The 17,831-nt window shown below is 70.7% G+C and carries 17 protein-coding genes; 9 read left to right on the forward strand and 8 right to left on the reverse strand.

Annotated elements, in window-relative coordinates:
• Positions 1 to 34 precede the first annotated feature (34 nt).
• The 3 genes from DFR41_RS02615 to DFR41_RS02625 all read left to right on the forward strand — a co-directional run bounded on the left by DFR41_RS02615 (position 35) and on the right by DFR41_RS02625 (position 1,960).
• Positions 35 to 253, forward strand: coding sequence for a DUF3606 domain-containing protein (locus DFR41_RS02615; RefSeq protein ID WP_017758558.1), 219 nt, complete (start codon positions 35 to 37; stop codon positions 251 to 253).
• A gap of 124 nt (positions 254 to 377) precedes the next feature.
• A complete protein-coding gene (locus tag DFR41_RS02620; protein WP_114801595.1) occupies positions 378 to 1,538 on the forward strand; it encodes a YihY/virulence factor BrkB family protein in 1,161 nt (386 codons plus the stop codon).
• Between the two features lie 140 nt (positions 1,539 to 1,678).
• Entirely contained in the window at positions 1,679 to 1,960 is a 282-nt protein-coding gene (locus tag DFR41_RS02625) for a hypothetical protein (RefSeq protein ID WP_017761788.1), read from the forward strand.
• A gap of 54 nt (positions 1,961 to 2,014) precedes the next feature.
• Here the strand turns inward: DFR41_RS02625 and DFR41_RS02630 are convergent, their stop codons facing one another.
• Positions 2,015 to 2,794, reverse strand: coding sequence for a transglutaminase domain-containing protein (locus DFR41_RS02630; protein ID WP_114802160.1), 780 nt, complete (start codon positions 2,792 to 2,794; stop codon positions 2,015 to 2,017).
• Between the two features lie 157 nt (positions 2,795 to 2,951).
• Between DFR41_RS02630 and DFR41_RS02635 the strand changes: the two genes are divergently transcribed.
• Positions 2,952 to 4,463, forward strand: a complete 1,512-nt coding sequence (locus DFR41_RS02635) for a CYTH and CHAD domain-containing protein (RefSeq protein WP_114801596.1) — start codon at positions 2,952 to 2,954, stop codon at positions 4,461 to 4,463.
• A 102-nt stretch (positions 4,464 to 4,565) separates the two neighbouring features.
• Here the strand turns inward: DFR41_RS02635 and DFR41_RS02640 are convergent, their stop codons facing one another.
• From DFR41_RS02640 to infA, 3 genes are all read right to left on the reverse strand, one after another.
• Entirely contained in the window at positions 4,566 to 5,831 is a 1,266-nt protein-coding gene (locus DFR41_RS02640; protein WP_114801597.1) for an MFS transporter, read from the reverse strand.
• Positions 5,832 to 6,031: 200 nt separating this feature from the next.
• Entirely contained in the window at positions 6,032 to 6,361 is a 330-nt protein-coding gene (locus DFR41_RS02645; RefSeq protein WP_331274223.1) for a hypothetical protein, read from the reverse strand.
• Positions 6,362 to 6,551: 190 nt separating this feature from the next.
• Complete coding sequence (infA, locus tag DFR41_RS02650; protein WP_017757760.1) at positions 6,552 to 6,806, reverse strand: translation initiation factor IF-1; 255 nt, start codon at positions 6,804 to 6,806, stop codon at positions 6,552 to 6,554.
• A gap of 286 nt (positions 6,807 to 7,092) precedes the next feature.
• On the opposite strand from infA, the gene DFR41_RS02655 reads away from it, so the two are divergent.
• Positions 7,093 to 8,019 carry a gamma-glutamyl-gamma-aminobutyrate hydrolase family protein gene (locus tag DFR41_RS02655; protein WP_114801598.1) on the forward strand — a complete coding sequence of 309 codons (927 nt, stop codon included), beginning with the start codon at positions 7,093 to 7,095 and terminating at the stop codon, positions 8,017 to 8,019.
• Between the two features lie 921 nt (positions 8,020 to 8,940).
• Here the strand turns inward: DFR41_RS02655 and DFR41_RS02660 are convergent.
• Complete coding sequence (locus tag DFR41_RS02660; RefSeq protein WP_114801599.1) at positions 8,941 to 11,904, reverse strand: DNA topoisomerase III; 2,964 nt, start codon at positions 11,902 to 11,904, stop codon at positions 8,941 to 8,943.
• 188 nt (positions 11,905 to 12,092) lie between these two features.
• Here DFR41_RS02660 and DFR41_RS02665 point away from each other — a divergent pair, with 188 nt between their 5' ends.
• Genes DFR41_RS02665 through DFR41_RS02675 form a run of 3 tightly spaced genes read left to right on the forward strand, consistent with a single transcriptional unit; the run spans position 12,093 to position 13,799 of the window.
• Entirely contained in the window at positions 12,093 to 12,752 is a 660-nt protein-coding gene (locus DFR41_RS02665; protein ID WP_114801600.1) for an SET domain-containing protein, read from the forward strand.
• The gene (locus DFR41_RS02670; protein ID WP_425326677.1) at positions 12,752 to 13,561 is read left to right on the forward strand and encodes a biotin--[acetyl-CoA-carboxylase] ligase; all 810 of its coding nucleotides are present in this window, start codon (positions 12,752 to 12,754) and stop codon (positions 13,559 to 13,561) included. The genes DFR41_RS02665 and DFR41_RS02670 overlap by 1 nt, the downstream gene beginning before the upstream one ends.
• A gap of 7 nt (positions 13,562 to 13,568) precedes the next feature.
• Entirely contained in the window at positions 13,569 to 13,799 is a 231-nt protein-coding gene (locus DFR41_RS02675; protein ID WP_114801601.1) for a sporulation protein, read from the forward strand.
• A gap of 12 nt (positions 13,800 to 13,811) precedes the next feature.
• Here DFR41_RS02675 and DFR41_RS02680 read toward each other — a convergent pair whose 3' ends face one another.
• The 3 genes from DFR41_RS02680 to DFR41_RS02690 all read right to left on the reverse strand — a co-directional run bounded on the left by DFR41_RS02680 (position 13,812) and on the right by DFR41_RS02690 (position 16,631).
• The gene (locus tag DFR41_RS02680; protein WP_114801602.1) at positions 13,812 to 15,347 is read right to left on the reverse strand and encodes a sensor histidine kinase; all 1,536 of its coding nucleotides are present in this window, start codon (positions 15,345 to 15,347) and stop codon (positions 13,812 to 13,814) included.
• 103 nt (positions 15,348 to 15,450) lie between these two features.
• Positions 15,451 to 16,125 carry a response regulator transcription factor gene (locus tag DFR41_RS02685; RefSeq protein ID WP_076507056.1) on the reverse strand — a complete coding sequence of 225 codons (675 nt, stop codon included), beginning with the start codon at positions 16,123 to 16,125 and terminating at the stop codon, positions 15,451 to 15,453.
• 26 nt (positions 16,126 to 16,151) lie between these two features.
• Entirely contained in the window at positions 16,152 to 16,631 is a 480-nt protein-coding gene (locus DFR41_RS02690) for a MarR family winged helix-turn-helix transcriptional regulator (protein ID WP_114801603.1), read from the reverse strand.
• Positions 16,632 to 16,756: 125 nt separating this feature from the next.
• On the opposite strand from DFR41_RS02690, the gene recA reads away from it, so the two are divergent.
• Positions 16,757 to 17,812 carry a recombinase RecA gene (gene recA / locus DFR41_RS02695; RefSeq protein WP_114801604.1) on the forward strand — a complete coding sequence of 352 codons (1,056 nt, stop codon included), beginning with the start codon at positions 16,757 to 16,759 and terminating at the stop codon, positions 17,810 to 17,812.
• Positions 17,813 to 17,831 lie beyond the last annotated feature (19 nt).

A 17,831-nucleotide genomic window follows, 5' to 3' on the forward strand; every position in this document is an offset into this window, starting at 1 on the left:
CCCTTTCTTTCTTCCCCCTTTGCAGGAGCCTCTCATGCCCGACGACCACACCCTCATCGCCCCCGCCGGCAACGACCCGGACCGCATCGACCTGCAGTCCGAAGGCGCGGTGGCCGAATGGGCACGCCGCATGGACATCGACGAGGCGCGGCTGCGCGCCGCGGTGGCCACCGTCGGCGACCGCGCCACCGACGTCGCCCGCCACCTTGCGGACAGCGACGGCACGGCCCATAAGGAGCGGCCACCGGCCTGACCCCGCCGCGCATCGCACTTGGCCTACCCGCAAAGCGCGCCTTGACGCATGGCCGCAGCGGCGCGGGGACCGCACACTGGCGGCATCCGTGCGCCGTCGTACGCGTCTCCAGAAAGCCGCCGCCATGACCTTCAAGCAACTCTTCTCGCTGTGCAAGAAAGCCGTCGTCGCCTGGAGCGACGACTTCGCCCCCAGCATGGGGGCTGCGATCAGCTACTACACCCTCTTCTCGCTCGCACCGCTGCTGGTGATCGTGATCGCCATTGCCGGCGCGCTCTTCGGCCGCGAGGCGGTGCAGGGCGAGATCGTGGGCCAGCTCTCCGGCCTCATCGGCCGCGAGGCGGCCATCGCGGTGCAGGGCCTGATCCGCAGCGCCAGCGAGCCCGGCAAAGGGCTGGTCGCCGGGCTGATCGGCGTGGGCGTGCTCATCGTCGGTGCCACCACCGTGTTCGCCGAACTGCAGAGCGCGCTGGACCGCATCTGGCATGTGCCGCCCTCAGCCAAGCCCAAGGGCGTGTGGTCGGTGCTGCGGGCGCGGGTGCTCTCCTTCGGGTTGATCCTGGGGCTGGCCTTCCTGCTGATGGTGTCGCTGCTGGTGTCGGCCTTCCTGGCCGCAATGGGCAGCTGGGTGGGCGCGCTGCTGCCGGGCTGGGAGCTGATGCTGCAGCTGCTCAACATCGCCATCTCCTTCGCGATCATGACGCTGCTGTTCGCCATGATCTACAAGTTCATGCCCACCACGCGCATCGCCTGGCGCGACGTGTGGGTGGGTGCCGCCGTCACGTCGATGCTCTTCCAGGTGGGCAAGACCGCCATCGCGCTGTACCTGGGCCGCAGCAGCATGACCGAGTCCTTCGCGGCCGCAGGCTCGCTGGTGGTGCTGCTGGTGTGGGTGTACTACGCGGCGCAGATCTTCCTGCTGGGTGCGGAGTTCACCAAGGTCTATGCGCTGGAGCATGGCTCGGTGGCCGATGCACGGCTGGCCGCCAGCGTGGCCCAGCCGCCCGCCGTGCCCACCCAGGCCACGACCGGCCAGCCCGACGCGGGCGACGCGCCGCCGCCGCCCGCGGCCGTGGCGCTGACGCAGACCGGAGAGGTGCAGGCCGAGGTGGACCGGCGGCTGCAGGGCGCCACGCGCGACCTGGCGCGGCAACTGCTGCTGCTCGGTGGCGCCACCGTGCTGAGCGTGGCCGCTTCGCAGTGGCAGAAGCGCTTGCGCAAGAAGGACAAGCTGCGCCGCAAGGCCTTCGGCCGGCGCAGTGGCCCGCGCGGCACCACCGCCTGAAGAAGCCACTGACAGTGGGCTGAGCACGGACTGACGCCCGGCTGAGTAAACCCTTCTTTACACGCCGGCGGTCGGCCGGGCGGATGCGCGCAGGCGTTGATCGGGGACATCGCCCGACCGGGCACTTCGAACATCCGCCAATGAAGACAAGCTCCCGCCCCTCTTCCTCCCCCTTCCGGCTGTGTGCGCTGGCCGTGCTGCCGGCCGCACTGCTGGCCGGGTGCGTGGTGGCCCCCGAGCCGGTGCACGTGGTGCCGCGGCCCGTGGTGGTCACACCGCCGGTGTATGCGCCGCCGCCCACCGTGGTCTATGTGGCGCCCACCTATGCGATGCCGGCACCGGGCTATGTGTGGCACTACCACCCGCGCCATGGCTGGGGCTGGTACCACCCCGTCTATGGCTGGCACCGCGGCTGGCATTGAGCGGCGCGGCGCCTGATACGCAGGGCCGGCGCTGCCGCCGCGCCCTGCGGCGGGCTACGCCTGCTCGACCGTCACGCGCATCTCCTCGATCGCGATCTCGCCGTAGTTGGAGATGAAGGCCACGTCCGCTGCGTCGCGGCCGTAGCCCACCACCAGGCGGCCGCCGCGCGGCTCGGCCTGGGTGGCGTCGAAGGTGTACCAGCGGCCGCCGATGAAGGCCTCGAACCAGGCATGCATGTCCATCGGGTCGAGCTTGTGCAGGTAGCCGACCACCTGCCGCGCCGGAATCTGCAGCGCCCGCGTGAGGGCGATGCCCACGTGCGAGAAGTCCCGGCACACGCCCTTGCCCAGGTTGAGCGTCCCCAGCGCGTCGGTGCTGGCGTCGCTCACGCCGTATTCGTAGGCGATGTGTTCGTGGATCCAGCGGCGGATGGCCTCCACCTGCGCATAGCCGGCCGTGAGGTCGCCGACGATCTCGCGCGCGCGGCCGGCCAGCCGGTCCGAGGGGCAGTAGCGGCTGGGCAGCAGGTACATCAGCGCGGCGTCGGGCAACTGGTCCACGGGCGTGACCGGCGCGGCGGGCTCGACGGCGAGGGCCTCCTCGGTCTCCATCTCCACCTGTACCTCGATCTCCATGCCGCCGGCCGGCACCACGAAGCGCTGACCGAGGTTGCCGTACGGGTCCACGTACTCCACCGTGGGCACCCAGGGCCGCAGGTGGTAGTGCTCGCTGACCACCCATTGGGCCAGGCCACTGCGCGGGCGCAGCATGGCGACGACGGGGCAGGGCTGCTGGCAGTCCAGCTTGAGGAAGTTGGTGGCTTTGAGGCGCATGAAGGGCTCGGCTCGGTCGACGGGGACAATGACACACAGGCCTGCCACCATCGGCAGGCGCCGGCATTCTGGGCACCGACGCCCGCGCGGCCTGTCGGCCGGAGGCCCGAGCCGCTGGACGCCGACGCCGCGGCACGTGCACTCTTACCAAGCATCCATGGAAACCGAATTCAAGTTCCACATCCCCACCGAGCGGCTGGCCGCGGTCGAGGTCGACCTGCGCCAAGGCGCCGTGCAGCGCACCCGCATGCAGGCCCGCTACTTCGACACGCCCGGTGGCGCCCTGGCCGCCGCAGGCATGGCGCTGCGCCTGCGCAAGGAAGGCCGCCGCTGGGTGCAGACGGTCAAGGCCGCGGGGCACGGCCTGCTGCAGCGGCTGGAGCACAACGCCGACCTGGGCCCCGCCCGCGCCACCGACCTGCTGCAGCCCGACCTGCTGCGCCACCAGGGCACGCCCGTGGGCGAGCGCCTGGTGCAGGTGCTGCAGGCCGCGGGCGAGGACCTGGTCGAGACCTACGCGACCGACATCTGGCGCCTGACGCGCGACATGCGCCACGAGGGTGCGCGGGTCGAGCTGGCGCTGGACGTGGGCAAGATCGTCGCGCAGGCGCCCGCCGGCGGACCGATGCGTGTGGCGCCCGTGTGCGAGCTGGAACTGGAGCTGGTGCAGGGCCCGCTCGCGGGCCTGGTCGCCCTGTCACGGGATTGGGCGCAGCGCCATGGCCTGTGGCTGGGCACCGTCTCCAAAGCCGAGCGCGGCGAGCGGCTGATGAAGGGCATCGTCCAGGTGCCCGCGGTCAAGGCCGAGACGCCACGCTTCGAAAAAGACAGCCCGCCCGATGGCGCGGCGCTGCAGCGTCGGGTGATCGCCGCCTGCCTCGCCCAGATCCTGCCCAATGCCAGCGAGATCGCCGAGGGCAGCGAAGACAAAGAGCAGATCCACCAGCTGCGCATCGGCCTGCGCCGCCTGCGCACTGCGCTGCGCGAGCTGGCACCGCTGGCCGGCGGGCTGGACCCAGCCTGGGAAGCACCACTGCAGCGCGCCTTCCACGCCCTGGGCGCGCAGCGCGACCGGACGCAGGTGGTGGCCGAGTCGCGCCGCTGGATGGAAGGAAGCGACGCACCAGCCATGCGTGTGCCCGAAGCGAAGGATGCGCCCACGCCCGCGGACGCGGTGCGCGAGCCGGCCTTCCAGGGCGTGCTGGTGGCCCTGGCAGGCCGCGCGGCCGAAGACCCGGCCGAGGGCGTCGGGACGCTCGACGCCGATGCCACCCTCGCCCACCTGCGCCACCGCCTGCGCCGGCTGCACCGCCAGTCGCTGCGCGACGCCGAGCGCTTCGACCAGCTGGACGACGACCAGCGCCATCGCACCCGCAAGCGGCTCAAGCGGCTGCGCTACCTGGCCGAGTTCGTCGCGCCCCTGCTGGACGCCGGCCGCACGGCCCGCTACCTCGACCAGTTGCGCCCCGCGCAGGACGCGCTGGGCCTGTTCAACGACCAGGTGACGGCCCGCCGCCTCTACGAAGAGGCGGCCGAGCAGGACGCGCATGCCTGGTTCGCCATCGGCTGGCTGGCGGCGCAGCAGCCCCGCACCGCGAAGAAGGCCGGCAAGGCCTTGCGCCGGCTCGCGGATGCACCGAAGTTCTGGAAGGGCCGCCGCAAGGGCTGAAAGGCCACGACGCCCAGGTGTCTCGGCCCCTCTTCCCTCGCGGGAGAGGGATTGGGGAGAGGGGGGAGCCGCCCCAGGGTGCTGCCCCGGCAAGCCCCACCCTCACCCCTCCCGCGGCGGCTGCGGCAGCAGGCGGTAGGCCAGCGCTCCGGCCGCCAGCATCAGCGCGATCGCGCCGAAGACGGCCTGGAAGGGCTCGATGCCCCGCGACTGCGCCGCCGTGGCGATGGCCCCGGTCGCCCACTGCATCAGCGCCACGCCGAGGAACATCGCCATGGTGAACAGCGCCATGGCCCGGCCCGTGACGGCCATCGGGTAGGCGCCCTTCACGTCCGGGTACTGCAGCACCATGTAGCCCGAGAGCAGGCCGATGGCCAGGGCCAGCGCGATGTCCACGCTGGCCTGCGCATCGAAGGCCAGCACCGCGAAGAGCCCGGCGCAGACCACGGTGAAGCCGATCAGCCAGCGCCGGCGCCGCGCCGGCCCCGGATCGATGCGGCCGAAGAGCGGCGGCCCCGCGATGGCGATCACCGTCATCAACAGCGCCACGTTGCCGCTGGCCATCAGCGAGAAGCCATGGCGTTGCATCAGCATCGGCCCCAGCCACAGGCCGCGCAGCGCCACGAAGGAGGCATAGGTGACCAGCGCGAGTGCCAGGATGCCCCAGGTGTGCGGCAGCAGCAGCAGGCCGGCGAAGGTGCGCACGGCGCTGCCCAGCGATTCGCGCGGCGCGTCCGCGGCCGGGGCCGGCTCATGCACGACCGCCGCGATGGCGACCCAGGCCAGCAGCGAGGCCGCCGCCAGCACCCAGAAGCCCATGCGCCAGGAGCTGGCCTCGATCAGCCAGGCCAGCGGCGTGCCCGTGACCAGCATGCCGCAGCTGCCCAGGCCGAGGATGGCGCCCGACACCGCCGCGAAGCGCTCCGGCGCAAAGTGCCGCGCGATGAAGACGGTGCACACGAGAAAGGCGGGGGCGCAGCCGATGCCGATCAGCACCTGCCCCGCCACCAGAACGCCGAAGCTGGGCGCCAACGCCGACAACACCGCCCCGCCGATGGCCAGCGGAAAGGCCACCAGCACGGTGCGCCGCACGCCCTGCAGGTCGATGCCGATGCCCATCAGGAGCTGCAGCGCGCCGAAGGCGAAGTGGAAGGCGCCGGCGAACAGGCCCAGGGCCTGCGGGCTGAGGTGGAAGTCGGCGGCCAGCGGCGCGGCCATGATGGCGGCCACGGTGCGGAAGGCCTGGCTGAGCGCGAAGCCGGTGCTCAGCACCAGCAGCATGGTCCAGGGGCTGGGGGTCGAGGCGCGGGTGGCGGAGGGGAGCCGGGGCGCCGGGTCGGCGGCGCTGGCGGAAGGCGGCGGGGTCATGGGCGGCGCGTGCGCCCATCGGGTGTGGACGCGTTCTGGGTGGTGTCTCCAGCGTCGGAGCCTAACGTGAAAGCCGCCGGGGCGTGTGGCGCCTGCGAGGCAGGGGGCCAGGCGCCGATCCGTTCGCCGTGGGCGTGTCGAAGGGCAGGCCGCACATGTCCCGGCGTCGACGCGCTCGGCCCGGACGGGGAGCGGGCGGCTCAGTCCGGACGGTCGGGGCTGCTCGTCCAGCCCCAGCCCAGCAACTCGGCCAGCCGCTGCACCGTCCAGCCGGCCTCGTCGGCCCCCAGGCCGGAATCGGTGCTGCGCAGGCCGGCCAGGCAGCGCTGCAGCACCTCCTGGTCGCTCACCGTGCCGCTCTGCGACAGGCCCAGCGCCTGGCCGGTCAGCAGTTGGGCCAGGTCCTCGCACAGCTCGTAGCGCTGGCGCACCACGGCCAGCGGCTCGCGCAGGCGCTGGCGGGCGTCGGCGTACAGCGCGAGGAAGGAAGGAGGGATCTCGGTCTGCTGGTCTTCGCCGTCCATGGGCACAAACAAGAAAGGGCCTCCTGCGAGACCCTGGGTGATGAAAAGAAGGACAGGGCCCCTGTGCGGAACCCTGGACCATGAAGCGCGAGCGCCCCGAAGACCTTGCGCCGTCCGAAGGAAGGCTTCAGCGAAGGCCCGTCGCCGTGGTCGCCGGGTCGGCCAGCCCTGCGGCACTGCGCAGGCGCCGCCTCGGTCAGCGGCGGGAGCCTTCGGGCGGCGGGCCGCGGCGCTCGAGGTGGCGGAAGGTGATGCGGCCCTTGCTCAGGTCGTAGGGCGACATCTCCAGCGACACCTTGTCGCCCAGGATGATGCGGATGTGGTTCTTGCGTACCTTGCCGCCGCTGTACGCGATGACCTCGTGGCCGTTTTCCAGCGTCACGCGGTAGCGCGAGTCGGGCAGCACTTCGGTGACCGCCCCTTGCATTTCAATCAGCTCTTCCTTCGCCATGTCGTGTGTCCTCTCGGAGGCAGGACGCCGGTACCCGAACCGGCTGCCGTTGCCGGCGCCCGAGCCTGTGTACGTGGAGAAGGCGGGCGCGAAACTGTCAGGGGTGCGTGGCGACCCACAAACGGATCGCCACGATCTCAACGCTTGAATGTCGCCACGCGCGGACAGCCCGCGCGGTGCAAAACCGCGGGATTGTAGCGGCGCAGTCGGTGGGCTGGCGCCCTTCCCAGACCAGACGCGCCCTTGGCCGACACGCCCGGGCGTGGCCTGCGCGCACCATGCGGCGATGTCTCGCGCCTCTTGGTTGCCGCTGTCCGGCGGTGCCCCGCCCGTCTCCGCCCGCCTCAAGATCGGTCTGTCGGCCTGCTTCTCGCATGCCGACCCCAAGCGCTCGCTGTTCACAAACAAGACGCTGCAGTATGTGGAGCAGTCGATCTGCCACTGGCTGATGTCGGCCGGCGCAATGGTGGTGATGGTGCCCTGCCCCACCGGCGACACCGCCCGCGGCGACACCAGCCTGGCGCACTACGCCGAATGGCTGGACGGCGTGGTGATGCATGGCGGCGCCGACGTGTGGCCCGGCAGCTACGGCGAGGAGCCCCTGAAGGAAGCCTGGATCGGCGACCGCATCCGCGACCTGTACGACCTGGCGCTGGTGGAGGCCTTCGAGCAGGCAGGCAAGCCGATCTTCGGCGTCTGCCGCGGGCTGCAGCTGATCAACGTGGCCTTCGGCGGCTCGCTCTACCAGGACATCGAGGAGCAGCACGGCCACCCGCAGACGCTGCGCCACCGCGATCCGGTGACCTACGACCAGAACTTCCACGGCATCGAGATCGTGCCGGGCACGCGCCTGGCGCAGATGTACCCGGGCGTGGACCAGGCGCGGGTCAACAGCATCCACCACCAGGGCATCAAGAATCTGGCCCCGGGCTTCGAAGTGGAGGCCTGGAGCCTGCCCGACCATGTGCCCGAGGCGATCCGCCGCCGACCGAACCAGGGCAGCCACAGCTACATCGCGGCGACGCAGTGGCACCCGGAGTTCCACAAGTACGGCGGCACGGACACGATCAACGACACGCCGATCCTGCACGACTTCCTGTGGGCCTGCGCCACCGCGCGGGTGCAGCCGCACCGGCCGCTGCGGCAGATGCCGGGGCGCATCCGCGACCGCGCTTCGCGGCTGCTGCGGCAGGCGTTGTTGCGGCGGGACTGAGGGGCTGGGCATCGGCCGCATGTACGGTGCGGTGCGGTTGATGCGGGTTGGTGCGAGTGGTGCGAGTGGCGCGGGCGCTAACCCGGCAGAGGACGCCGGCATGCGCGCTCCCGGTGCACGCTCGCGCTGACCGACTTGCTGCACAGGACGGGTGCTCGCTCTCCACCGACGCGCCTTCCGCACTGCACGGCGCCGCGAATGGCACCTCCGCACGCACACCGGCATCCTCCGCCTCGACGCTGCGCTCGAGCCCTCCCCTTTTCAGGCCGCACGACCGTGGGACCGTGGGACCGTGGGACCGTGGGACCGTGGGACCGTGGGACCGTGGGACCGTGGGACCGTGGGACCGTGGGACCGTGCGACCGTAAGGCCGCGGAGTCCTCGCGGGTCGTAATGGAGGGCCAGTCGACCCCAGACCGTTCGGGCTGAGCCTGTCGAAGCCTCGAGCGTCAGGGTTGTGATGACGCTGGCCAGGACGACTCGGCCTTTGCATCGCGCGCCGCTTTGCCCTTCGACAGGCTCAGGACGAACGGATTCGGGGCGGGGCGCAATCGCGGCCGTTCAGGCGCAGCGTCGAGGCGGAGGATGCCGGTGTGCGTGCGGAGGTGCCATTCGCGGCGCCGTGCAGTGCCCCAAGCACGTCGGCGGAGAGCGAGCACCCGTCCCGTGCAACAAGCCGGTCGGCGCGAGCGTGCACCGGGAGCGCGCATGCCGGCGTCCTCTGCCGGGTTAGCGCCCCTCCCACTCGCGCCTCCCGCCCGGCCACGCAACGCAGGACACGCACGCCCACGCACGCAACGCACGCCGCGCCGCACTGCGCTACGCGAACCACGAACTGCGAACCCCGATCCAAAGCTCAAGACTTGCGCCGTCGAGAACCCGCCCCGGGCAGACCGGGATGCGAGCCCCGCAACACGAACCTCAGCCTTCCAGGTTCTTGCCCACGATCCCCGCCAGGTCGAACATCGACACCTGGTCACGACCGAACAGCGGACGCAGCTTGTCGTCGGCGTTGATGGCGCGCTTGTCCTTGGCGTCCTGCAGGCCGTTGGCCTTGATGTAGTCCCACAGCTTCTTGATCACCTCGGGCCGCGCCACCGGCTCCGGCCCGATCACCGCCGCGAGCGCCGCACTGGGCTGACGCCCCGCGGCGGCGCTGGTCTTGCGCGGGGCCTTGGGGGCCGCCGCCTTCTTGGCCGCCGGGGCCTTGGCGGCGGTCTTCGTCGCACTCTTTGCAGCCGCCTTCTTGGCAGCCGGCACTCGGGCCGGCGCGGCCGATGCCGTCTTGCGCGGCGGGAACTTGGAGGCGCGCGGCTCGAACTCGAACGTCACCTTGCCCTCTTCCGCATTCCATGCCAGGAAGGCCTTGAAGGACCGGCGCGTGCGCATGCTGACGAACTTGTCGAGCAGGTCCGTCTTGCCGGTGGCCAGCAGCTTGCGCATCTGCTCCTCCTCCACCGGCTGCTGCAGGATCACCTTGCCGGTCTTGAAGTCGCAGCTGGGCGTGGGATGGTCGGCCGTGGGCACCGAACGCTCGCACACATAGTTGGCGCCCAGCTCGTGCACACCCGCACCGCACTTGGGGCAAGGGCCCAGCGAGGGCGCGGCGCCGAAGTCGATGATCTCGCCCGTCTCGGCCGGGTCCTTGCCGTCGTCGCCGAAGTCGAACTCCAGCTTCCAGTTGTGGTCCTCGTCGCTGTGCTTGAGCACAATCTCGGCCACGAAGGGCCAGCCGGCCTTGGAGCGGAAGCCTTCCAGCGGGCCGATGTGCTTGTCCCGCACCAGCTGCTCGGCCTCGGCCAGCTCGAAAGTGCGGCCGGCCGGCGACTTGGTGAAGGAGAAGCCGCAGGCGTCCTGGCCGCTGCCCGACTTGCCGGTGCAGGCGAAGCGCCGGTAGTTCTCGCGCACGATGCCGCCGCAGTTGGGGCACGGCGCGGCCAGCGTGGCGTAGTCGCCGGGCACGGTGTCGCGGTCGTATTCCTTGGCCTTGCGCACGATGTGCTCGGTCATGCCCGCGATCTGGCGCATGAACTCGTCGCGGCTCAGGTGGCCCTGCTCCATCTGCGCCAGCTTGTGCTCCCACTCGCCAGTCAGCTCGGGCTTGGAGAGCTCCTCCACGCCCAGCCCGCGCAGCAGCGTCATCAGCTGGAAGGCCTTGGCGGTGGGGATCAGCTCGCGGCCCTCGCGCAGCATGTACTTCTCGTTGAGCAGGCCTTCGATGATGGCGGCGCGGGTGGCGGGCGTGCCCAGGCCCTTCTCCTGCATGGCCTCGCGCAGCTCGTCGTCGTCCACCAGCTTGCCGGCGCCTTCCATGGCGCCCAGCAGCGTGGCTTCGCTATAGCGCGCGGGCGGGCGGGTCTTGAGGGCCTTGACCTCGGCGCTCTCGGTGTTCACCTGCTCGCCGGGCTTGACGGGCACCAGCGTCTTGCCGTCCTTGTCGTCGTCGGTGGCGGCTTCCTTGCCGTAGATGGCGAGCCAGCCCGGCTTGACCAGCACCTTGCCGTCGGAGCGGAAGCTGTGCTTCTTGCCCGCTGCCTCGACGGTGCTGATGCGCGTCGTGACCTGGAATTCGGCGCTCGGAAAGAACACCGACAGGAAGCGCCGCACCACGAAGTCGTAGAGCTTCTGCTCGGCGTCCGACAGGCCGCTGGGCGCCTGCAGCGTGGGAATGATGGCGAAGTGGTCCGACACCTTGGCGTTGTCGAAGACGCGCTTAGTGGGCTTGACGTAGTTCTGGTCGATGGCCTGCTGCGCGAAGGGCGCCAGGTGACGCATGCCGCTGTTGGCGAGCATGCCCAGGGTGTCCTTCACCACGGGCAGGTAGTCCTCGGGCAGGGCGCGCGAGTCGGTCCGCGGATAGGTCAGCGCCTTGTGCCGCTCGTACAGCGACTGGGCCAGCGCCAGCGTGGTCTTGGCCGAGAAGCCGAAGCGGCTGTTGGCCTCGCGCTGCAGCGAAGTGAGGTCGAACAGCAGCGGGCTGGCCTGGGTGGTGGGCTTGCTCTCTTCCGTGACGGTGGCGGGCCGGCCGCGCACCGCCTCGGCGATGGCACGGGCCTCGGCCGCGGTCCACAGGCGGTCGGCGCGCTGCTCGGGGTCGGGTTCGCCATTGGGAAGCAGCGGGGCGTTGGCCTTCTTCCAGGCCGGGTCGAAATACTTGCCCGGGTACTGGCCGGCCTGCGCCTGGAAGACCGCGTGGATCTCCCAGTAGTCGCGGCTGACGAACTTGCGGATCTGCTCCTCGCGCTCGACCACGATGGACAGCGTGGGCGTCTGCACCCGGCCGACGGTGGTCAGGAAGAAGCCGCCGTCGCGCGAGTTGAAGGCCGTCATGGCCCGCGTGCCGTTGATGCCCACCAGCCAGTCGGCCTCGGAGCGCGAGCGGGCGGCATCGGCCAGGCCCTGCATCTCGCGCTCGGAGCGCAGGCGGTCGAAGCCGTCGCGGATGGCCTGCGGCGTCATCGACTGCAGCCAGAGCCGGCGGATCGGCTTGCCCAGTGGCTTGGCGCCGCCGGCGTACTGCTCGATCAGGCGGAAGATCAGCTCGCCCTCGCGGCCCGCGTCGCAGGCGTTGACCAGTTGCGTGACGTCCTTGCGGCGCGCCAGGCGCACCACGGCGTTCAGGCGGCCCTTGGTCTTGTCCACGGGCTTGAGGTCGAAGTGCGGCGGGATCACCGGCAGGTGCGCAAAGCTCCACTTGCCGCGCTTGACGTCGTACTGCTCGGGGGCCTGGATCTCCACCAGGTGGCCCACGGCGCTGGTCACGACGTAGTTGTCGTTCTCGAAATGCTCGTCGTGCTTGTCGAACTTGCCGGACACGGGCGTGAGCGCGCGCACGATGTCCTGCGCCACCGACGGCTTTTCCGCTATCACCAAGGTCTTCGTCATCTGGAAATCTCTCATGGGCAAGAGCCGCCGGGGGCCCGGACGGACCGGCACCTTCGGGGACAAAACCCCGGCGCCCACGACGGGCGGCGGCGGCCGGCGACGCGCCGGACGGCTCTCTATACTCTGCGCCTCTCGCGCACGTGCGCATGCGCGCACATGTGCACATCTCAAGCTATCAGAACTCGGCGATGCCCTCCAAATCCCCTTCTTCGCCCGCACCCTCTGCCGGCCGCCGCATCCAGACCCGGCGCTCCGGCGTGCATGGCAAGGGGGTGTTCGCGACGCAGGACATCGCGGCCGGCGAGCTGGTGATCGAGTACACCGGCGAGGTGATCAGCTGGACCGAGGCGCTGCGACGCCATCCGCACGACCCGGCCCAGCCCAACCACACCTTCTACTTCCACATCGATGACAAGCATGTGATCGACGGGAAGGTGCACGGCAACTCGGCCAAGTGGATCAACCACTCCTGCGGGCCCAACTGCGAGACCGAGGTCGAGGACGGCCGCGTATTCATCCGTGCCCTGCGCGACATCGCCGCGGGCGAAGAGCTCAACTACGACTATGGCCTGGTGATCGACTCGCCGTACACGCCCGAGCTGTTGGCCGACTTCCCCTGCTGGTGCGGCTCGCCGCAATGCCGCGGCACGCTGCTGGCGCCGCCGGAGGACGCCGAGGCCGTGCCGGGCAAGGGCGGCAAGAAGAAGAAAGCGAAGAAGGCCAAGAAGGCCGGGTCCGGCAAGAAGGCGGGCAAGGCGGAGAAGTCCGCCAAGTCGGGCAAGAAGGCGGGCGGCAAGGCCGACACCGGGGCCAAGCCCCGCAAGAAGAAGGCGAAGGACAAGGCCTGATGGCCGCCATGTCGCAGGTCTGGCCCGTCGACGCGCTGCAGCAGGCCCTGGCCGCGCAGCTGCCCAGCCTGCGCGTCGAGGTGGTGGACGAGATAGCCTCCACCAACACCGAGCTCATGCGCCGCGCCCGTGCCGGCGACACCCGCGCCGTGCTGCTGGTGGCCGAGCGCCAGACGGCCGGCCGCGGACGCCTGGGACGGCAGTGGGAAGGTGGCGTGCCCCAGGAGCGCGCCGCCTCGCTGATGTTCTCCCTCTCCCTGCCGCTGGCGCCCCGCAGCTGGTCGGGGCTGTCCCTGGCGGTGGGCGTGAGCGCAGCCGAATCGCTGGACCCGCTGGGCAACGCCGGCGTGCAGATCAAGTGGCCCAACGACCTGTGGGTTCAGGACCGCAAGCTGGCCGGCATCCTGATCGAGACCGCCTCCACCGGCCACGCGACGGCGGCGCCGCGCCAGGTGGTGATCGGCATCGGCATCAACATCGGCCCGCGGCCCGCCGACGCCATGCGCACGCCGCCGGCCTGGGTGCGCCAGTGGGCGCCGCAGGCCGAACCGGCCAGCGTGCTGCTGGCCGTGGCGCCAGCGCTGCTCGCCGAGGTCCTGCGCTTCGCCGACGAGGGCTTCGCACCCGTTGCTCCGCGTTTCGCGGCGCGCGACGCGCTGCTGGGCCGCGATGTGCACCTGAGCGACGGCACCGCCGGCCGCTGTGAGGGCGTGGCGCCCGACGGAGAACTGCGCATCGCCACCACTGCCGGCCTGCGGCTGGTCGATAGCGCCGAGGTCAGCGTGCGGCCCTTGGGCCAGGCCTTCTGAGCAGCCCATGCTCCTGCGCCTGTTCGTCATCGCCCTCGTGCTGGCCAATGCCGGCTACTTCCTGTGGGCGCGTGGCGACCTGGCCGGCTTCGGCCTGGTGCCTGCCAGCCTGCGCGAGCGCGAGCCCCAGCGGCTCAACACGCAGATCCGCCCCGAGCTGCTGGAGGTGCGCCCCGCACCGGCCGATGCGCCGGCCGCCCCGGCCCCCGAACCCGCCAGCTCCTCGCCAGCGCGCTGAGCGGGCCAAGCGTCAGCCCTCCGGGGGCTCTGTGTCGAAGCGCACGGTGAAGCGCGTGCCGGGCGGATGCTGCCCCGGATGCGCCTCCTGCAGCAGCACCTGCGCCCGGTGCTGGCCCGCGATCTCTCGCACGATCGGCAGGCCCAGGCCGGAGCCGTCCGCCTCGTTGCCCAGCACGCGGTAGAAGGGCTCGAACACCAGCTCGCGCTCGGCCTCGGGGATGCCCGGGCCGTTGTCCTCCACCTGCAGCAGCAGCACATGGCCGAAGGGGTCGGCCAGTACGCGCGCCGTGATCACGCCGGGGCGCCCCGGCGTGGAACTCGTGTAGTTGATGGCGTTGTCCAGCAGGTTGCGGATCAGCTCGCGCAGCAGGGTGGGGTTGCCCGGCAGCGTCACGCCGGCCGCGCCCGGCTGCGCGCCGTCGTAGCCCAGGTCCAATGACTTGTCCATGGCGCGCGGCAGCAACTCGCGCACGGCATCGATGGTCAAGCGCGCCAGGTCGCAGGGCTGGCGCGCCAGCACGCCGGCACCGCCCTCGGCCCGGGCCAGGGCCAGCAGCTGGTTGACGGTGTGCGTGGCGCGCATGCTGGCACGGCCGATCTGCTTGAGCGACTGCTTGAGCTCGTCGGCATTGGCACCCTCGCGCTGGGCCAGGTCGGCCTGCATGCGCAGGCCGGCCAGCGGCGTCTTGAGCTGATGGGCCGCGTCGGCCAGGAAGCGCTTCTGCGTGCCGATGGAGTCGTGCAGCTTGGTCAGCAGCTCGTTGAGCGAGGACACCAACGGGGCCACCTCCAGCGGAATGGAAGTGGCGTCGATGGGCCGCAGGTCGTCGGGCTCCCGTTCGCGGATGCGGTCCTCCACCACCGACAGCGGCTTGATGCCGCGGGCCAGTGCGATCCACAGCAGCATGACGCCCAGCGGCACCAGCGCGAACTGGGGCAACAGCACGCCGGTGATGATCTCGCGCGCATGCGCGGCCTGGCGCGCGCGGGTCTCGGCCAGTTGCACCAGCAGCAGGCCGGCGCTGTCCGCGTCCCCGGGCTCGGTGATGGTCTCCGGCAGGTCCGACGAACCTTCGGTGGCCAGCGCGACGCGGCCGGTGAGTGCCAGGCCGGCCGCGCCCGGACGCACCCACAGGTGGGCGATGCGCACTTCGCGGCCCTGCATCTGGCCGTCGTCGATGTAGACCACGCCGGGCACGGGCGTCTGGGCCAGGTGCGGCCCGGGCAAACCGCCGGTGCCGGCCAGCCGCCGGCCCTGGGCATCCAGCACCTGGAACCAGACGCGGTCGTCTTCGCTGCCGCGCAGCACCTCGGTGACCAGCGGCGGCACGTCGGGCGCGCGGCCCTGGGCGGCGGCGCGTGCGGCTTCGGCCGCGATCAGCCGCACGCCGTGGGCCAGGGCGCGATCGTAGGGCGCGTTGGCGATGCCCTGCGCCACCAGCCAGGTCAGGCCAATGCTCAGCAGGATGAGCACGATGGCCGGCGCCAGCAGCGAATCGAGGATCTCGCCGAAGAGGGAGTTCTGGGCGCGCTGGAAGAGCTTCATGCCGGGGTGTCGAAGGATGGCGTTCCCGCCGGTCGGGCCAAGGGCGACACGGCGGCCGACGGCGTGCGACGCAGGCGGCAGGCGCCTGTCGGTGCAGCCCGCATCAGCCGTCGATCTTTTCCAGGCAGTAGCCCAGCCCGCGCACGGTGGCGATGCGGATCGGGCCCTTCTCGATCTTCTTGCGCAGGCGGTGGACGTAGACCTCGATGGCGTTGAAGCTCACCTCTTCGCCCCATTCGCACAGGTGCTCCACCAGCTGGTCCTTGCTGACCAGGCGGCCGGCGCGCTGCAGCAGCACCTCCAGCAGGCCGAGTTCGCGCGCGGACAGCTCGACCATCTTGCCGTCGATGGTGGCCACGCGGCCGGCCTGGTCGTAGACCAGCGGCCCGTGCCGGATGGCATTGCTGGTGGCGCCCATGCCGCGGCGCGTGAGGGCGCGCACCCGCGCCTCCAGCTCCTGGAGCGAGAAGGGCTTGGCCATGTAGTCGTCGGCACCATGGTCCAGGCCCTTGACGCGCTCCTCCACCGAGTCGGCGGCGGTGAGCACCAGCACCGGCACCTGCGAGCCGCGCGCCCGCAGGCGCTTGAGCACCTCCAGCCCATGCAGCTTGGGCAGGCCCAGGTCGAGGATGAGCAGGTCGAACTCGTTGTTGGTCATGAGCGCCGCATCGGCCTGCGGGCCGGTGGCCACATGGTCGACGGCCGCGCCCGAGGTGCGCAGGCTGCGCAGCAGGGCATCGGCAAGCACCTGGTCGTCTTCGGCGATGAGGATGCGCATGGGGGCTCTCTGGAGGGTGGCGGATTCTAGGAGCCGCAATAGGCTTCGAGCCCCAGGGCAACCACGGTCGCGACCTCCTCGCCCACGCTGGCGCGGAACTCGGCCTCGGCCCGCGCGACGCAGCGGCGGAAGGCTTCCAGCCAGGCCAGGCCATCGGCAGTGAAGACGATGCGCCGGGCCCGCGCGTCCAGCGGATCGGCCTCGCGCCGCACCAGGCCCCAGGCCTCGCACTGGTCCACCAGCGCGCCCATGGCCTGCTTGGTCATGCCGGCCGACTCGGCCAGCTCACCCAGCCGCGAGCCGCCGCGCGCCAGGTGGCGGGTGATGTGGATGTGCGCCGCCGTCACCTGCTGGCGCGCCGCCAGGTTGGACAGCGCCAGCGGCACCTCCACGTCATGGGCCATCAGCTCGTAGACGCGCGCGTCGAAACGCCGCATGGCATGGCCCAGCAGGCGGCCCAGGTGGGTCTGGCGCCAGTCGTCGTCCTTTGGCTCTGGAAGGTCCATGTCCGATAGTAAGCCAAACTGACGAAAAAATGGCTTGGCAGAAAGATACTGCCCCCTACACTACTGTTCAAGCATCCAGCCTGTAGATCAAGACAGGCACCCATCCACACCTCAAGGAGTCACTCATGGACGCACCCGTCAAGGCCGCCAACAGCGAAAAGGCCAAGGCCCTGCAGGCCGCACTGGCCCAGATCGAAAAGCAGTTCGGCAAGGGCACCATCATGCGCCTGGGCGAGGGCGAGAAGATCGAGGACATCCAGGTCGTCTCCACCGGCTCGCTGGGCCTGGACATCGCGCTGGGCGTCGGCGGCCTGCCGCGCGGCCGCGTGATCGAGATCTACGGCCCGGAATCGTCCGGCAAGACCACGCTGACGCTGCAGGTCATCGCCGAGATGCAGAAGCAGGGCGGCACCTGCGCCTTCATCGACGCCGAGCATGCGCTGGACACCGGCTACGCCCAGAAGCTGGGCGTGAACCTGTCGGACATGCTCATCAGCCAGCCCGACACCGGCGAGCAGGCGCTCGAGATCGTCGACAGCCTGGTGCGCTCGGGCGCCGTGGACCTGATCGTCATCGACTCGGTGGCCGCGCTCACGCCCAAGGCCGAAATCGAGGGCGAGATGGGCGACGCGCTGCCCGGCCTGCAGGCCCGCCTGATGAGCCAGGCGCTGCGCAAGCTCACCGCCACCATCAAGAAGACCAACTGCATGGTCATCTTCATCAACCAGATCCGCATGAAGATCGGCGTGATGTTCGGCAGCCCCGAGACCACCACCGGCGGCAACGCGCTGAAGTTCTACGCCTCGGTGCGTCTGGACATCCGCCGCACCGGCACCATCAAGAAGGGCGACGAGGCCATCGGCAACGAGACCAAGGTCAAGGTGGTGAAGAACAAGGTGAGCCCGCCCTTCAAGACGGCCGAGTTCGACATCCTCTTCGGCGAGGGCATCAGCCGCGAGGGCGAGATCATCGACATGGGCGTCACGGCGCGCGTGATCGAGAAGTCCGGCGCCTGGTATGCCTACAACGGCGAGAAGATCGGCCAGGGCCGTGACAACGCCCGCGAGTTCCTGCGCGAGAACCCGGCCCTGGCCGTGGAGATCGAGAACAAGGTGCGCGACAGCCTGGGCATCAGCCTGCTGCCCACCGGCGGCGTGGTGGACGCGCCCGACGCGGAGTAATCCGGCATGTGGAGGGCGT

Origin of the sequence: Pseudacidovorax intermedius (genome assembly GCF_003350475.1) — a bacterium.
GTDB lineage: Bacteria > Pseudomonadota > Gammaproteobacteria > Burkholderiales > Burkholderiaceae_C > Xenophilus > Xenophilus intermedius.

Excerpts from the sequence above, each read along its gene's own strand:
- DFR41_RS02680 (WP_114801602.1), bottom strand. The coding sequence starts at position 15,347 with ATGAAGCTCTTCCAGCGCGCCCAGAACTCCCTCTTCGGCGAGATCCTC.
- recA (WP_114801604.1), top strand. The coding sequence starts at position 16,757 with ATGGACGCACCCGTCAAGGCCGCCAACAGCGAAAAGGCCAAGGCCCTG.
- DFR41_RS02675 (WP_114801601.1), top strand. The coding sequence starts at position 13,569 with ATGCTCCTGCGCCTGTTCGTCATCGCCCTCGTGCTGGCCAATGCCGGC.
- DFR41_RS02640 (WP_114801597.1), bottom strand. The coding sequence starts at position 5,831 with ATGACCCCGCCGCCTTCCGCCAGCGCCGCCGACCCGGCGCCCCGGCTC.
- DFR41_RS02630 (WP_114802160.1), bottom strand. The coding sequence starts at position 2,794 with ATGCGCCTCAAAGCCACCAACTTCCTCAAGCTGGACTGCCAGCAGCCC.
- DFR41_RS02660 (WP_114801599.1), bottom strand. The coding sequence starts at position 11,904 with ATGACGAAGACCTTGGTGATAGCGGAAAAGCCGTCGGTGGCGCAGGAC.
- DFR41_RS02635 (WP_114801596.1), top strand. The coding sequence starts at position 2,952 with ATGGAAACCGAATTCAAGTTCCACATCCCCACCGAGCGGCTGGCCGCG.
- DFR41_RS02665 (WP_114801600.1), top strand. The coding sequence starts at position 12,093 with ATGCCCTCCAAATCCCCTTCTTCGCCCGCACCCTCTGCCGGCCGCCGC.
- DFR41_RS02655 (WP_114801598.1), top strand. The coding sequence starts at position 7,093 with ATGTCTCGCGCCTCTTGGTTGCCGCTGTCCGGCGGTGCCCCGCCCGTC.
- DFR41_RS02670 (WP_425326677.1), top strand. The coding sequence starts at position 12,752 with ATGGCCGCCATGTCGCAGGTCTGGCCCGTCGACGCGCTGCAGCAGGCC.
- infA (WP_017757760.1), bottom strand. The coding sequence starts at position 6,806 with ATGGCGAAGGAAGAGCTGATTGAAATGCAAGGGGCGGTCACCGAAGTG.
- DFR41_RS02615 (WP_017758558.1), top strand. The coding sequence starts at position 35 with ATGCCCGACGACCACACCCTCATCGCCCCCGCCGGCAACGACCCGGAC.
- DFR41_RS02620 (WP_114801595.1), top strand. The coding sequence starts at position 378 with ATGACCTTCAAGCAACTCTTCTCGCTGTGCAAGAAAGCCGTCGTCGCC.
- DFR41_RS02685 (WP_076507056.1), bottom strand. The coding sequence starts at position 16,125 with ATGCGCATCCTCATCGCCGAAGACGACCAGGTGCTTGCCGATGCCCTG.
- DFR41_RS02690 (WP_114801603.1), bottom strand. The coding sequence starts at position 16,631 with ATGGACCTTCCAGAGCCAAAGGACGACGACTGGCGCCAGACCCACCTG.
- DFR41_RS02625 (WP_017761788.1), top strand. The coding sequence starts at position 1,679 with ATGAAGACAAGCTCCCGCCCCTCTTCCTCCCCCTTCCGGCTGTGTGCG.